Annotated in this window: 8 protein-coding genes; 6 read left to right on the top strand and 2 right to left on the bottom strand. The window is 65.4% G+C overall.

Annotated elements, in window-relative coordinates; genetic code table 11:
- Window positions 1-163 precede the first annotated feature (163 nt).
- On the bottom strand, window positions 164-757 hold the full coding sequence (locus tag QZY44_RS02150) for a Slp family lipoprotein (protein ID WP_295441616.1): 594 nt from the start codon (window positions 755-757) through the stop codon (window positions 164-166).
- A 25-nt stretch (window positions 758-782) separates the two neighbouring features.
- The gene (gene ppk1, locus QZY44_RS02145) at window positions 783-3,008 is read right to left on the bottom strand and encodes a polyphosphate kinase 1 (RefSeq protein ID WP_295441614.1); all 2,226 of its coding nucleotides are present in this window, start codon (window positions 3,006-3,008) and stop codon (window positions 783-785) included.
- A gap of 522 nt (window positions 3,009-3,530) precedes the next feature.
- Between ppk1 and QZY44_RS02140 the strand changes: the two genes are divergently transcribed.
- The 6 genes from QZY44_RS02140 (at window position 3,531) to QZY44_RS02115 (ending at window position 15,642) form a co-directional block, all read left to right on the top strand.
- Window positions 3,531-3,821, top strand: a complete 291-nt coding sequence (locus QZY44_RS02140; protein WP_295441611.1) for an HdeA/HdeB family chaperone — start codon at window positions 3,531-3,533, stop codon at window positions 3,819-3,821.
- 866 nt (window positions 3,822-4,687) lie between these two features.
- The gene (gene acnD, locus QZY44_RS02135) at window positions 4,688-7,294 is read left to right on the top strand and encodes a Fe/S-dependent 2-methylisocitrate dehydratase AcnD (RefSeq protein ID WP_295441608.1); all 2,607 of its coding nucleotides are present in this window, start codon (window positions 4,688-4,690) and stop codon (window positions 7,292-7,294) included.
- Between the two features lie 35 nt (window positions 7,295-7,329).
- Window positions 7,330-7,728 carry an endonuclease domain-containing protein gene (locus QZY44_RS02130; protein ID WP_365303057.1) on the top strand — a complete coding sequence of 133 codons (399 nt, stop codon included), beginning with the start codon at window positions 7,330-7,332 and terminating at the stop codon, window positions 7,726-7,728.
- A 29-nt stretch (window positions 7,729-7,757) separates the two neighbouring features.
- Window positions 7,758-8,948 (top strand): 2-methylaconitate cis-trans isomerase PrpF, encoded by a 1,191-nt coding sequence (gene prpF, locus QZY44_RS02125; RefSeq protein ID WP_295441603.1) that lies wholly within the window; start codon window positions 7,758-7,760, stop codon window positions 8,946-8,948.
- Window positions 8,949-9,001: 53 nt separating this feature from the next.
- Window positions 9,002-14,005 carry a diguanylate cyclase gene (locus tag QZY44_RS02120; RefSeq protein ID WP_295441600.1) on the top strand — a complete coding sequence of 1,668 codons (5,004 nt, stop codon included), beginning with the start codon at window positions 9,002-9,004 and terminating at the stop codon, window positions 14,003-14,005.
- A complete protein-coding gene (locus QZY44_RS02115) occupies window positions 14,002-15,642 on the top strand; it encodes an NAD-binding protein (protein WP_295441597.1) in 1,641 nt (546 codons plus the stop codon). The genes QZY44_RS02120 and QZY44_RS02115 overlap by 4 nt, the downstream gene beginning before the upstream one ends.
- Window positions 15,643-15,700 lie beyond the last annotated feature (58 nt).

The following is a 15,700-nucleotide window of genomic DNA, read 5'->3' as shown; positions in this document are numbered from 1 at the left end:
GGTAACGGCCATGGCGCCCGCGCCACCCCGCAAGATGAAAGTGGCGGGCGCCTTGGCCGTTCCCCTCCCCGGCCCTCCCCCAATAGGGGAGGGGAAAGTGGAGCGCGCTCCCGGCGCGACTTTCACGGTAATCGCCTTAACACTTGCTGACGAAGCCTTAGCGTCAATGGCGCCAGTGCCCCCGTCCGCGGTAGGGGCCATAGGGCGCGAACCAGGGGTCATAGCCCAGACCATAGGGACCCCACGGACCCCAAGGGCCGTACCAGCCCGGATAGCCATAGGGGGCATAGGTCACCGGCGGTGCTGCCTTGGGCCACAAATACCGGCTCTCGACCCGCAGCAGCGGGTAGGCATAGCGGTAGTCGCCCACCGGTCGGGTCTGTACCCCGGCGAGGGTCCCGACCACCGTCAGCGCCCGCTCCTTCTGATACTCGGCCGGGTCGAGGAAGCCGGTCACCCGGGCGATGAAGCGTCCCGTACCTGGCTCCCCGCTATGCGGTTCACCGTCGCTGTCCAGGGGGCGGCTCAACACCTCGATCTCGGTCACGTCCGCCAGGTTGTTGACGGCGATGATGGTCCCGCCCCAGCGGACCCGCTGATCCGGATAGCGGGCCGGCTCCTGCTGTACCTGGGCCACTGTCACCGCTGTGACTGGGGCGGTCCGGATGGCCTTCGGGATGGGTGAGGCGCAGCCACCCAAGGCGATGAGCAGCACCAGCGTGGGTGTGCGACCGCGGGACCAGACGCGCGATGTCATAACGGTACCCTCAGGTAAAACCTCCCTAATCCTTCCCGCGCAACCGCCACTGGAAGTGGCTCAGCAGGCGCGAGCGCATCTTCTTCTCTTTGTGTTTTCCGGCGGCGGCCAGCCGTTTCTCGGCGACTGCCATCAGGGTCTCTTGGGCGCCCTTGACCTTATCGTCGGTCGGCACCCGCTGCGTGTAATTGCCGCTGGCGTCCAGGTCCCAGGCCGAGCGCTGGTCCGCGAACTGCACGTCCAGGATCAGCCGTAGCTCCTGACGCAATTCCTTGTTTTCCACGGGTGCGTGGACCTCGACGCGGCTGTCCAGATTGCGGCCCATCATGTCCGCGGAACCGATGAAATACTCCTCATCGCCGCCGTTGCGGAAATAGATGATGCGTCCGTGCTCCAGGAAGCGCCCGACGATGCTGATGACCCGGGCACTCTCGCTGATCCCGGCCAATCCGGGGCGCAAGCGGCAGGTATCGCGCACGATGAGATCCACCCGTACCCCGGCGCGGGTCGCCCGATAGAGTGCGCGGGTGATGTCGATATCCTCCAGGGCATTCATCTTCATCTGGATCAGGCCGGAGCCGTCGCGCCGCTGGTGCTCGATCTCGCGATTGATCTTGTCGATCAGTCCGCGCTTGAGATTATAGGGGGCGGCCAGGATCTTGCGGTAAGACGGGGGCGGCGAATAGCCGGTCAGATAATTGAAGAGCTCGGTCAGGTCCTGGCCGATGCCCTCGTCGCAACCCAGCATCCCGAGATCGGTATAGAGCTTGGCGGTACCGGGGTGATAGTTGCCGGTGCCGATGTGGTAATAGCGGCGCAGTTGCGAGTAATCCCGGCGGACGATGAAGATGAGCTTGCTGTGGGTCTTGAGGCCCAGCACGCCATAATTGACATGGATGCCCTCGGCCTCCAACCGCCGCGCCCAGCCGATATTGGCGGCCTCGTCGAAACGTGCCTGCAACTCCACCAGCACCGCCACCTGCTTGCCATTGCGGGCGGCCTCGATCAGCGAGTCCAGAATGGCCCCGGCGGAGGTGCGATAGAGGGTCATCTTGATCGCCAGCACCTTGGGGTCCTCAGCGGCGGTGCGCAGGAAGCGCTCCACCGTGGTGCTGAAGGGCTGATAGGGGTGCTGGAGCAGCAGCGGCCCGTTCTCACGGATGATGTGGAAGATATTGCGCCGGTCATTGGCCAGCAGCGGGTGATCCACGGGCCGATGGGGCGGGTCTTTGAGGTCCGGGAAGTCGAGCGCTGCGATCTCGAAGAGGTCGCGCAACTGCATCGCCCCCTTCACCTCCACCACGTCCAGTTCCTCGTTGAGCCCCAGTTCCGCCGCCAGCATGCCGCGGTGGACCGGGTCAGTGCCTTCTTGGACCTCGAGCCGCACGATGGGGGCGAAGTGCCGCTCCCGCAGTTCGGTCTCGATCAGTTCCAAGAGGTCATTGGCGGCCTCCACATTTGGCTCGACGACGGCGTTGCGGGTGACCCGGAACAACTCAGCGGAGTCGATCTCCATGCCCGGGAAGAGCATGTCCAGGTTGGCGCAGATGAGATCCTCCAGGGTCACGAAGGTGGTGGTGCCGTCCAGCGGGATCAGCCGCTTGGAGACATCCCGGCTCACCGGCACCTTGACCCGCGCCATGTAGGACTCGTTCCCGCCGGGATATCGCAGGGTCACCAGCAGGTTCAGCGCCAGGTTGGAGATAAAGGGGAAGGGGTGGGCCGGGTCCATGGCCAGCGGGGTCAGCATCGGGAAGATGTTGTCGCGGAAGTACAAGCGCAGGCGGGCCTGGGCGTCACCAGGCAGCTCTGCCATCCTTACCACGCGGATGCCGCGCTCCGCCAGCGGTGCCACCAACTGATCGAAGATGCGCTTTTGCTCGACATGCAGTTCCCGCACGCGCGCCAGGCAGATCTTGAGCTGCTCGGTGGGGCTCCGCCCATCTACGCTCGGTGTGTGCACATTGGCACCGATCTGCTGCTTCAGCCCGCCGATGCGCTTCATGAAAAACTCATCGAGATTATTGCTGACGATCGCCAGGAACTTGACCCGCTCCAGGAGTGGGTTGCGCAGGTCCTCCGCCTCGTGCAGCACCCGCGCGTTGAAGGCGAGCCAAGTCAACTCCCGGTTCAGAAAGAGCGCTGGGTCGTCCAGCCGCACCTCGTCCGCGGCGCTCGCCAGCGGGGGTGGACGGTCGAGGTCCGCGTCGTCTTCATCGTCGAGGATAGGCTGGAGCGTGCTGGCGGTCATGGTAGAGTTCCCTGTCGCGATGGGTGAACTTAGGCGAGTAACCGCCACATTCTAGCAACGCCCGGGGGGCGCAGGATGGTCGAATTGTGACCATTTGGTTACGCCCGCGGGGTAACACAACGGGTTAGGCGCAGCGGGAACGCGGCGATTACGGCGTCGAAACGATGCACGCGCCCGCGCAGGGGGCCGTGCGGGACGCACGGCGCCTGACTCTGCAGTTGGTCCGGTTGCTCAGGCGGTCGGGGTTGAGCGTCCAACGGATCTGACGCAACGCCGAGGCGAGGGCGCGTCGCGGATGGCAAACTTGGCCGCCCGCGCGACGACGTGATTCAACACTTGTTTTGATTCTTGCCCTTGTGCCGGTTCACCGGCAACGCCACCTAATGCCTGGAGCGGCAGCCTGCGCCCCCGGCGCAGATCCGTGTGTGGACGGCTGATATGTCGGAAACCAAGTACTCGGCTGCCGCTCGCCAATACTAAGCAGCACTGCAAACCACACGACAGAGAAAGAGAAAACGAACCATGAAAAAGCCCTTGGTCCTGATGGCCGCCGCCGCCCTCTTCTGTGCCCCGCTCGCCGCCATGGCGAAAGACTTTGACATCGCCAAGATGACCTGTGATGAGTTCCTTCAGGACAAGGAAACGATCACCATGATGATCTTCTGGATTGACGGCTACATGAGCGCCGAAAGCAAGAACACCAAAGTCAGTGATAAGTGGATGGAAAAACTCGGCACCCACATGGGTGAGTTCTGCGGTAAGCATCCCAAGAAGACGATCATGGACGCCATTGAGGCCATGCCCGAGGAGTAGCGCTGGCGCAGGCGGGGGGTAAGGATAGCTCGACAGATACCCCGTGGCGCTCGGAAGACCGTGCTACCCGGGGCGCAGACAGGGAAGTTCCGCTCGACTGTCGGACGGGGCATTGTCCCCGTCCGGAACAGGTTTCCTGGTTCCGCCGGGTCGCGGCTGCGACCGGGCGATGTAAGGCATTTGGGACGAGGTGAATACCTGGTCCCGCTGCGGCTGACGGGGCATGCCAAGGCTCCGCTTGAGGAAAGTGAGCATTCGGGGAGTGCCCCCTGGGATTGGCTCTGGCGGTGATTGAGGGCGGGCAGGATTGGCCACCCGGAAGCAGGGTGTGAGCGGCCCGGCGACGCCAACGCGGCCGCGGGAGCAGTTCGAAATCTCGGCTGATGCCGCGTTCTGGAGATGCGTTGCGTTTATCGATGCCAAAAATCCATGCCTGAGACTGGGGCCATAGGGGTGTGCTGGGGCAGGGCAGCAGGCGGCACTCGCGCCGCACGCTGCGTGGGCTGATTTGCCGTGCCAGTGGCCCTTGCCGGGCGCCCTGGGGGCGGCTAAGATCGAGTGTTTATCTGGTCTCAGGTGGGTGAATTTCCTATCCTTACCATTGCCAAGCCCTGCGGGGTGTCGCTGATACAATGCAGCCAAGCCCTCGCAGCCCCGGCGACCGACGGTATGACGATGCCCACCCCGTGACTGTCTGGGGTCGGGACTTCAACCCGCAACACTCGACCGCGCGCAACTCACCGTGGCGCTCGCGATGAATTCAAAATTCCGTACCAGCACGCGGCCCGCGTCGCGCACTGAAACTGCACGCAACCCCTTCTGACCGTCAAACGCGACGCCCCCAACTTTGGAAAACTGTACTTCTCATGAATAGCATAAACCGTAAGCAGCTACCTGGCACCGACCTCAGTTATTTCGACGCGCGCTCGGCAGTCGATGCGATCACGCCGGGTGCCTATGCCAAGCTGCCTTATACTTCGCGCGTGCTGGCCGAGAACCTGGTGCGCCGCTGCGATCCGGCCACCCTGACCGATTCACTCAAGCAGCTCATCGAGCGCAAGCAAGATCTGGATTTTCCCTGGTTCCCGGCCCGGGTGGTATGTCATGACATTCTCGGTCAGACCGCGCTGGTCGACCTTGCCGGCCTGCGCGACGCCATTGCCGACATGGGAGGTGACCCAGCCCAGGTGAACCCGGTCGTGCCGACCCAGTTGATCGTCGACCACTCGCTGGCCGTGGAGTGCGGGGGCTTTGATCCGGACGCCTTCGCCAAGAACCGCGTCATTGAGGACCGCCGTAACGAGGACCGTTTCCATTTTATCAACTGGACCAAGACCGCATTCAAGAACGTCGACGTGATACCGGCCGGTAACGGCATCATGCACCAGATCAACCTGGAGAAGATGTCGCCGGTAATCCAGGTGCGTGACGGTGTGGCCTTCCCGGATACCTGCGTCGGCACCAACAGCCATACCCCGCATGTCGACGCACTGGGTGTCATCGCGGTGGGCGTCGGCGGCCTGGAGGCCGAGACCGTGATGCTGGGCCGCGCCTCCATGATTCGCCTGCCCGACATCGTCGGCGTGAAGCTGACCGGCAAGCACCAGCCGGGCATCACCGCCACCGACATCGTGCTGGCTCTCACCGAGTTCCTGCGCAAGGAGCGGGTGGTGGGTGCCTATGTCGAGTTCTTCGGTGACGGCGCTGATAGCCTGACCATCGGTGACCGCGCCACCATTTCCAACATGTGCCCGGAATACGGTGCCACGGCGGCGATCTTCTACATCGACCGGCAGACCATCGACTATCTGAAGCTGACCGGTCGCGAGCCGGAGCAGGTCGCGCTGGTCGAGAACTACGCCAAGACCACTGGACTTTGGGCCGACAGTCTGGTGGCGGCGCAATACCCGCGCGTGCTGACGTTCGATCTGTCGAGCGTGGTGCGCAACATGGCCGGTCCGTCCAACCCGCACCGCCGTTTGCCGACCTCGGAGCTTGCCGCGCGTGGTATCGCTGTCGATCTGGACAAGGCGCTGGCCGAAGAGCAGCAAGGCCTGATGCCGGATGGCGCGGTGATCATCGCGGCCATCACCAGTTGCACCAACACCAGCAACCCGCGCAACGTGGTGGCCGCCGCACTGCTGGCACGCAAGGCCAATCAGCTGGGTCTGGTGCGCAAGCCGTGGGTCAAGTCCTCCTTCGCCCCGGGCTCCAAGGTGGCCAAGCTGTATCTGGAAGAGGCCGGTCTGCTGACCGAGCTGGAGAAACTCGGCTTCGGCATCGTCGGCTATGCCTGCACCACCTGTAACGGGATGTCCGGTGCCCTGGACCCGACGATCCAGCAGGAAATCATCGACCGCGACCTATACACCACGGCCGTGCTGTCTGGTAACCGCAACTTCGACGGCCGTATCCACCCGTACGCCAAGCAGGCCTTCCTGGCCTCGCCGCCGCTGGTGGTCGCCTACGCGATCGCCGGTACCATCCGTTTCGATATCGAGAAGGACGTGCTGGGCCATGACCAGAATGGCAACCCGATTACACTCAAGGACCTGTGGCCGAGCGACGAGGAGATCGATGCCATCGTGGCAGCCTGTGTGAAGCCGGAGCAGTTCAAGCAGGTCTACATCCCGATGTTCGATCTGGGCATCGTGGAAGAGGCCAAGAGCCCGCTGTACGACTGGCGTCCGCAGTCCACCTACATCCGCCGTCCGCCGTACTGGGAAGGCGCGCTGGCTGGCGAGCGCACGATGAAGGGCATGCGTCCGCTGGCGGTCCTGCCGGACAACATCACCACCGACCACCTGTCGCCGTCCAATGCCATCATGGCGAATAGCGCCGCCGGTGAGTACCTGGCCAAGATGGGGCTGCCGGAAGAGGACTTCAATTCATACGCCACCCACCGCGGCGATCACCTGACCGCCCAGCGCGCCACCTTCGCCAATCCGCAGCTGGTGAACGAGATGGCCGTGGTCGATGGCGTGGTCAAGAAGGGATCGCTCGCCCGCATCGAGCCGGACGGCAAGGTCACCCGCATGTGGGAGGCCATCGAGACCTATATGGAGCGCAAGCAGCCACTGATCATCATCGCCGGTGCCGACTATGGTCAGGGCTCCTCGCGTGACTGGGCCGCCAAGGGTGTGCGTCTGGCCGGTGTGGAGGCCATTGCCGCCGAAGGGTTTGAGCGTATCCACCGCACCAATCTGGTCGGTATTGGCGTGCTGCCGCTGGAGTTCAAGCCGGGTGTAAACCGCAAGACGCTGGGCATCGATGGCACCGAGACCTTCGACGTGGTCGGTGAACGCACGCCGCGCACCACACTCACGCTGGTCATCAATCGCAAGAATGGCGAGCGTGTGGAGGTGCCGGTGACCTGCCGGCTGGATACCGCCGAAGAGGTCTTGATCTACGAGGCCGGCGGCGTACTGCAGCGCTTCGCTCAGGACTTCCTGGAATCGACTAAAGCGGCGTAAGAAAATCAAGCCCCTCCCCCCTTGCGGGGGAGGGGGTGGGGGAGAGGGGGAGTAGCGTGGATCAGCGAGGATTCGCGAAGGCCCTGCGTCAGAACATGACAGACGCCGAGCAGCTGCTTTGGCGGAATCTGCGCGCCCATCGCCTGGATGGACAGAAGTTCCGCCGCCAGCAACCAATCGGCCCCTATGTCGTCGATTTCGTGCACTTCGGCGCCCGGCTGATCGTCGAGGCGGACGGTGGTCAGCACAACGGCAGCGACAGCGATTCGGCGCGCGATGTTTGGCTCAGGGAGCAAGGTTTCAAAGTTATACGGTTCTGGAATAGCGACATCCTGAGCAATCCAGATGGGGTGCTGTCGAGCATCCTTGAGGCACTGCAGCCGTCGTCTCCCCCTCTCCCCCGGCCCCTCTCCCGCGAGGGGAGGGGGGAGTGAATAGATCAATTTGCTGAGATATTAAACTTATGTCCCACATGCCCCAGATCAAGATTCCCGCCACCTATATGCGTGGCGGCACCAGTAAAGGTGTGTTCTTCCGCCTGCAGGATTTACCCGCCAGCGCCCAGGCGCCGGGTCCGGTACGCGATGCGCTGCTGCTGCGCGTCATTGGCAGCCCGGACCCCTATGGCAAGCAGATCGACGGCATGGGCGGGGCCACCTCCAGCACCAGCAAGACGGTCATCCTGTCCAAGAGCACGCGGCCCGATCACGACGTCGATTACCTGTTCGGACAGGTCTCCATCGACAAGGCCTTTGTCGACTGGAGCGGCAACTGCGGTAATCTCTCCGCCGCAGTCGGCTCCTTTGCCATCAGCGCCGGGCTGGTCGAGTTGGGCCGCATCCCCCAGAACGGCATGGCGACGGTGCGCATCTGGCAGGCCAACATCGCCAAGACCATCATCGCGCATGTGCCCATCACCAACGGCGCCGTGCAGGAGACGGGTGACTTCGAACTCGACGGCGTGACCTTCCCGGCCGCCGAAGTGCAGCTTGAATTCATGGACCCGGCCGCCGACGAAGAAGGTGCGGGCGGTTCGATGTTCCCTACCGGCAATGTAGTGGATGATCTTGACGTGCCTGGTGTCGGTACGCTCCAGGTCACCATGATCAATGCCGGCATCCCGACCATCTTCGTCAATGCGGACGCCATCGGCTATACCGGCACCGAACTGCAGGATGCCATCAACGGCGACCCCAAGGCGCTGGCCATGTTCGAGACCATTCGCGCCTACGGCGCCGTGCGCATGGGGCTGATCAAGCACATCGATGAGGCCGCCAAGCGCCAGCATACCCCCAAGGTCGCCTTTGTCGCCCCACCGGCCGATTACCTCTCATCCAGCGGCAAGCCGGTGGAGGCCGCCGGCATCGACGTGCTGGTGCGCGCCCTGTCCATGGGCAAGTTGCATCACGCCATGATGGGCACGGCCGCGGTGGCCATCGGCACGGCGGCCGCGGTACCGGGCACCCTGGTGAACCTCGCCGCCGGCGGCGGCGCGCGCACCGCGGTGCGCTTCGGTCACCCCTCCGGCACCTTGCGGGTGGGCGCGGAGGCCAACCAGGTCGACGGCGAGTGGGTCGTGACCAAGGCCATCATGAGCCGCAGCGCCCGGGTGTTGATGGAGGGATGGGTACGCGTGCCTGGGGATGCATTCTGAAGGCCGAGTCCAGCCGCGGTGCCTGACCGTCTTGCCGATCGAATGGAGCCCCGATGATGACGGTGTTCCGCACCGGTCAGGCGTTTGGCGAGCGCTGCACCACCGACCCGGTCAATGGGTGTCCGCTGGTCGTCAAACAGGCGCTGGATGACGGCGCATCCCTGTCCGCTCTGCGTAACGAGCAACGCATCCTTGAACGCTTGCAGGGTGTGACGGGTTGTCCGCGTCTGGTGCGGTTCGACCCGGTCGCGCGGGAACTGGCCATCGAGGACTTTGGCGGCATCAGGCTCAGCCAGGCGGGTTGCCAGGGGAAACTTGCGCCTTTGCTCGCCCTGTCCGAAACATTGGCGCACCTTCTGGCCGCCATTCATGCGCGCGGGGTCATTCACCGGAACATCCATCCTGGGGCGATCCTGATTCGGTCTCGCGGGTCCGACCATGACGGACCCGACGAGTTGCAGGTGCAACTCACCGATTTTGATCTCGCCACGATCTGTACCGAGGAAAATCCGCCATTCGAGCACCCGAGTCGCATCCTCGGTACCCCGGCCTTTGGCTCCCCCGAACAGACGGGACGGATGAATCGACCGGTCGATTACCGCGCCGACCTCTACTCCTTGGGGGCGACCCTCTATGCCCTGGCGACGGGCACCCCACCGTTTGAGGGGACCGACACCCTGACCCTGGTCCATGCCCACCTCGCCGCGGTACCGGTCCCGCCCGTCGCGCTGGCGCCCTGGTTGCCGCCGCGCCTGTCCGACCTGATCCTGACCCTGCTGGCCAAGGAACCGGACGACCGCTATCAAAGTGCCGCGGGCCTGGCCCACGACCTGCGGCGCTTGCGCCGGGCCCTGGCGGTCCCCGAGCCGCCCGGGCAATGGCAACTCAGAGAACACGACCTGCCCCTATCGCCGCGCCCGCCGCGCCGTCTTTACGGCCGCGATCAGGAGCTTGAGATGCTGCTGGCGACCTTTACGGATGTGACCCGGGACAGGCCCGGGGACGGCCCTCGGGGGCTGTTCGTGGCCGGGTATGCGGGGGTCGGCAAGACGGCACTGATCAATGAACTCCACCGGCCCGTGACCCTCGCGGGGGGGCTGTTCATCACCGGCAAGTGCGACCAGTACCAGCGCGACCGGCCGTTCCTGGCGCCGGCACAATGCCTGCGCCAACTGTGCCAGTGGCTGCTGGCCGAACCCGAGGCGGCGGTGGCCCAGTGGCGGGAGCGGTTGCTGGCGGGGCTTGGCCCGGATGCCGGTGCATTGTTCGAGTTCCTGCCCGAACTGGAGGCCCTGCTGGGCTCGCGGGCCCCCGCGCCGGTGCTGGGCCCGCTCGAGTCACAGGTACGCCTGCGCACCCTGCTGGTCGCGCTGCTGCGCCAGGTGGCAGCGCCCGCGCATTCCCTGGTGCTCTTTCTCGATGACCTGCAATGGGCCGACCAGCCGTCGCTGGACTTCATTCGTGCGCTGCTGGATGAGAACGACCTTGCGGGCCTGTTGCTGATCGGTGCCTGGCGCGATAACGAGATCGATAACGCCCACCCGGTGGCGCGGTTGCTGCGGCAGTCGTCCGCCACCGGGCCGCCGGCACCCGCCATTGCCTTGTCGAATCTGCGGGTTCAAGACCTGGTCGGGCTGCTGGGGGACATGCTGCACCAGCCGGCCGCCACCCTGTCGCCATTGGCCACGCTCGTGAACGACAAGACGGGCGGTAACCCTTTTTTTGTGGTCGAATTCGTCAACACCCTGCACCAGGAAGGCCAGTTGTTGCCCGACCCGGAATGCGGGCAGTGGCGGTGGGACGCCGCCGCCATCGCGCTGCATCCGGCCAGCGCCAATGTAGTGGACTTCCTCGCTGGGCGGCTGGCCCGCCTGTCGGCGGCGACCGCCGACATCCTGGTCGCCGCCGCCTGCGTGGGCACTGCCTGTGACTTGGGCACCTTGGCATTGGCCACGGGCGACACCCCGGCGGCCCTGGCCCCGCGGCTCGCCCCGGCGCTGGTACTGGGGATCCTCGTCACGCCGAGCGCGGTTGCATTCGGCCGGGCTGATCCGGCCGCCGGGCTGCGGTTCTGTCACGACCGGATGGCGCAGGCGGTACACCAACTCCGGGACGACGGCTGGCGGGGCCGGTTGCATCTGGCCATGGCCCGGCGTTTCGCCCAAGCCGGGGCCACATCGCCGCATCAATTCGCTGCCGCGGAGCACTATGCCGCCGCGGCCCCGTTGATCCTCGACCCTGCCGAGCGGGCCATCGCCCGTCCTTTGTTCATCGGCGCGGCCCTGCGGGCACGCGAGGCCGGTTCATTCGCGACCGCGGAGCGCTTCCTGCGGATCGCCGCCGACCAGTTGCCGGGGGACGCCTGGCAGAACGAACAGGAGGGAACCTTTGCGCTCTTTGCCGAATTGCACTTGGTGCTCTACAGCCAGTCACATCATTGTGAGGCGGACGAGGTCTTTGAGTTACTCGGGGTCCGGGCCGCGGTGCCCCTGCAACTGGTGGGGCCGACTTGCATACAGATCATGAGCTTGACCGCTCGCGTGCGCTATTTGGATGCCTTCGCGCTCGGCTGCCGTCGCTTGGATTCACTCGGCGTGGGCGTGCCGACGGATGACTTGCCGCACCTCCTGGAACAGGAGTTGGACCTGTTTTATTGGCATATCGACCATGGTGCGTTGGAGCGGCTGCCGACGAGTCCCGTGCTGGCCGACGCGGTGCTGCTTGGTGCCGCCCGGATCATGAACCGGATGTTGTTCACCGCTTTCTTCAAGCAGCCGCTGCCGGCCATCTGGATCCTGCTGCGACTGAGCCGTTGGTGGCTCGAGCACGGTTATAGCGATCTGTTTCTTATGCCCCTGGCGATGACCTGCGTGCCGGCCATCGTGTTTCGCGGCGACTACGCCACCGGTTACCGTGTGGCCTGCATGGCCTTGGCGACCGGAATGGCCCGTGAAGGAGGCGGGGAAACAGCCCGCGTCCGGCATGTGCTTGCCCTCTTTTCCAATCACTGGTTTCGGCCGGTGGAGGAAGACCTCCGCCACGCCCGCAGTACGATCGACGCGGCCCTGCGGGCGGGCGACCTGGAACTGGTTGGTTACTCATTCTGCACGACGCTGCGGGCCACCATCGAGGTCTGCGACGATCTCGCGCAAATGGGCGCGGCGTGCACGGCCGCGATCGGCTTCTGCCGCAAGCACGCGCACCGCCTCGGGGAAGAGACGAGTCTGCCGTTCAGACAACTGGTGCGCGCACTGGAAGGCAAGACTGAGCGAACGGGCAGCTTCGACGACGCCGACTTCAATGAGCAGACGCATCAGGCGGCGATCCAGGGCAACTCCGCCGCGCTGGTCACCTTTCACATTTACCGGGGCCTGGCGGCCTGCCTGTTTGACGATCAGGCGGCCCTGGCACGCCATGTCGAGGCGGCCCAGGGCCTCCTGCCCGGCATTCCCGGTTATTACCTGATCGCCCTGGGCAATTTGCTGCACTCATTGGTGCTGATTGAGACGATCCATGCGACGCCCGCGGCCGAGCACCCGCCATTGCTGGAGAAGGTGGCCGCCAACCAGGCTTGGCTCGCGGCCCGCGCGGCCGATGCGCCGATGAACTTCGGTCATCTCTGGGAACTGGTGGAGGCGGAGCGGCTCGGCGTCCTGGAGCGGCCCTGGGAGGCCCAGTCGGCATTTGAGCGGGCCATGTGCCAGGCCCAGGCCCACCAGCGCCCCTGGCATCATGCCTTGGCCACGGAGCGGGCGGGACAGTTCTATCTGCGGCGCGGGCTGGAACACGCCGGCCGGCCGCTCCTGAGGCGGGCGCAGGTGCTCTATCGGCAGTGGGGCGCGCACGGCAAGGTGCGGGCGATGAGCGAGCGCCTGCCCTTCCTGGGCGCTTGCGAGCAGGTCGATGCCACTGACGTCCAGGGTGAGGCATTTAACCACCTGGCCCTGCTGCGCGGCATGCAGGCGCTGGCGTCGGAAACCAGGCTCGCTCAATTGGTGGCGCGGGTGACTGAGCTGGTGGGGCAACTGACCGGCGCCACCGACGTGCGCTTCTTCATGCTGGACGAGGCGGGGTGCTGGTACCTGGAAGGCGGGTTGCGGGGGTCGGAGCCGCTGGAGCGGATGCCGGTGTCCGAGGCCCAGGAACGGGGGCTGATGTCGTCTGCCGGGCAGCAACTGCTCCTGACAAGCTTGCAGCCGGTGGTGTCCGAGGACGCGGTGATCGACAGCCGTTTCGCGGGCGACCCCCACTTCGCCGGCCTGCCGCTCTGTTCGCTGCTGGCGCTGCCGATGTTCGCGCAAGGGCGGATCAGGGCCTGCCTGGTCCTGGAAAATCGGTTGTTTCGCGCGGCATTTACGGCCCCGGGGATCGAGACGGTTTCGCTGCTCTGCGATCAGTTGGCCATTTCAATCGAGAATGTGAGGCTCTACGAGTCCCTGGAACAGAAGGTCGCCGACCGCACCCGCGAATTGGAAACGGCCAATCGCCTGTTGGGGGCGTTGAGCGTCCGTGACGGCCTGACCGGCATCGCCAATCGGCGCTGCTTCGATGAGACCCTGCTGGCCGAATGGCGCCGCGCCGCCCGCTCCGGCCAGCCGCTCGCCCTGGCCATGTTCGACGTGGATTGGTTCAAGAATTACAATGACTGCTATGGCCATCAGGCCGGCGACGAGTGTCTGCGAACGGTGGCCGGGGTGCTTGGCTGCCAGGCCCGCCGGGCCGGCGATCTGGCTGCCCGTTATGGGGGGGAGGAGTTCGCCTTCATTGCCGCGGACACTGACCTGACGACCATGTTGCACCTGGCCGAGGGTGTCCGCAGCGGGTTGGAGGCCTGCGCGATACCCCATACCGAATCGGTGATCGGGCACGTCACGGTGAGTGCCGGTGTCGCCGCGCTGATTCCCGAGAATGAACCGTCGCCGCAGCAATTGCTGCGACTGGCCGATGAGGCCCTGTACCGCGCCAAGGCGCAGGGCCGCAATCGGACGGTGCTGGCTGCCGAAGGTTCAATGGTTCACTGCATCGCTACCAACCCCGCGCGCGGAGACCCCTGTTGAGGCTGAGGCTCAAACGCTCCACCCGTCGCCTGCTCGCCCTGCTGGCGGTGCTGCCGGCGGCCATGGTCTTGCTCGGCATGATCTACGAGCTCGGCATGAATGTCCTGGAAGGCTCCCCGCGGGACTTCTGGGAGGGGCTGGAGTGGGCCTCCGAGACGCTCAGTACCACCGGATACGGCAAGGACGCCCATTGGAACCATCCGGTCATGAATCTGTTCGTCATGTTCGTGCAGATCTGCGGGATGTTCCTGGGGTTTCTCATCTTTCCGATCTTCGTCCTGCCCTATTTCGAGGAACGCTTTGAGTCGCGCCTGCCCCGGCGGCTGCCCAAGATGGAGGGACGGGTGCTGTTCCACTGTTATGGCCCGGCGGTGGAGTCGCTGGTCGACGAATTGCGGCGCTCGCACACCCCCTTCGTGATCCTGGAGCCTGACCGGCTAGCGGCACGCTCCCTGGAGGACCGCGGCTTCCCGGTGGTGGTGGGCAACCTGGAGCAGAATCCGCAGATCCTGGCCGGGGTGGCGCACGCCCGCGCACTCTTCACCAACGCCGACGATCACGTGGACGCCACCTTCATCATGTCGGCCCGGGAACAGGGATTCACCGGACCCATCTATGCCCTGGCGGAGAACCCCTTGCACCGGGCGCCCATGCTCCAGGTCGGCGCGACCGCGGTCTACACGCCCTCCCATGTCCTGGCCGCCGCGCTCGCCGCCCGCGCCAGCGCGCGCATCAGCCCGAGCGCCGAGGGGCTGCACACCCTGGACGAACAGGCGGGGCTGGCCGAATACCGGGTCCACCCTGAGAGCCCGCTGGCCAAGTGCCGGCTGGGTGATCTGCACTTGCGGGAACACCATGGCATCAATCTAGTCGGTCAATGGCAGGGCGGACGATTCATCGCGAGCCGGGGACCGGACACACGCATCGCCCCCGGGGCCATCCTGGTGGCGATCGGTAGCCACGAGAACCTGCTCCAGCTGGAGGCCCTGGCCGCCCCGATCCCACGGACCGGACCCATCGTCGTCGCCGGATTCGGCGAGGTGGGGCGCAAGGTGGATGAGATGCTCAAGGACGCCGGCGAGACCACCATCACCATCGACGCCCAGGCCCAGCCGGGGGTGGACGTGGTCGGCAACCTGCTCCAGCAATCCACCCTGGAGCGCGCCCGGGTCCGCTCGGCCGGGACCCTGGTTCTGGCCCTGAGCGACGACAGTGCCGGGGTCTTCGCCACCGCGGTGGTTCGGGACTATGCCCCCCAGGTGCGTGTGATCGCCCGGGTCAACCGGGCCAACAATGTCCCGCGGCTCTACCAGGCCGGGGCGGACTTCGCCCTGTCCGTGGGCCAGGTGGCCGGCCAGCTCCTGGCCCACCACCTGTTCGGCGAGAGTGCCCTGCTGGTGGACCAGCGCCTGCAGTGCGTACGCATGACCCCCGGCACCCTGGTGGGCACACACCCCTGGCAGCCCGGGGTGCGGGAGCGCACCGGCGCCTCCCTGGTCGGACTGCAACGCGCCGGCAAGGCGATGGTGAAGTTCCCGCCGGACTTTTGCATCGAGGCGGATGACCTGATCATCGTATTCGGGACGGCGGCGAGCATGGTCGAGTTTGCGCGGGAGTTTCGGGCGGCGCCGAGGTGAGTGGGCGGCGGGCCGGCGCCTGCGAAGTTCGTCGCGGTCGGGGCCGCTCTCATCCACT

The sequence above is a fragment of the uncultured Thiodictyon sp. genome, assembly GCA_903837595.1.
In the GTDB taxonomy this organism is placed as follows: domain Bacteria; phylum Pseudomonadota; class Gammaproteobacteria; order Chromatiales; family Chromatiaceae; genus Thiodictyon.
Note: the sequence above shows the minus strand (reverse complement) of the source record. Positions and strands in the feature narration are given on the sequence as shown.

Bases quoted from the DNA above. Each gene is read 5' to 3' on its own strand.
- QZY44_RS02120 (WP_295441600.1), top strand. From the start codon at position 9,002: ATGATGACGGTGTTCCGCACCGGTCAGGCGTTTGGCGAGCGCTGCACC.
- ppk1 (WP_295441614.1), bottom strand. From the start codon at position 3,008: ATGACCGCCAGCACGCTCCAGCCTATCCTCGACGATGAAGACGACGCG.
- prpF (WP_295441603.1), top strand. From the start codon at position 7,758: ATGTCCCACATGCCCCAGATCAAGATTCCCGCCACCTATATGCGTGGC.
- acnD (WP_295441608.1), top strand. From the start codon at position 4,688: ATGAATAGCATAAACCGTAAGCAGCTACCTGGCACCGACCTCAGTTAT.
- QZY44_RS02140 (WP_295441611.1), top strand. From the start codon at position 3,531: ATGAAAAAGCCCTTGGTCCTGATGGCCGCCGCCGCCCTCTTCTGTGCC.
- QZY44_RS02150 (WP_295441616.1), bottom strand. From the start codon at position 757: ATGACATCGCGCGTCTGGTCCCGCGGTCGCACACCCACGCTGGTGCTG.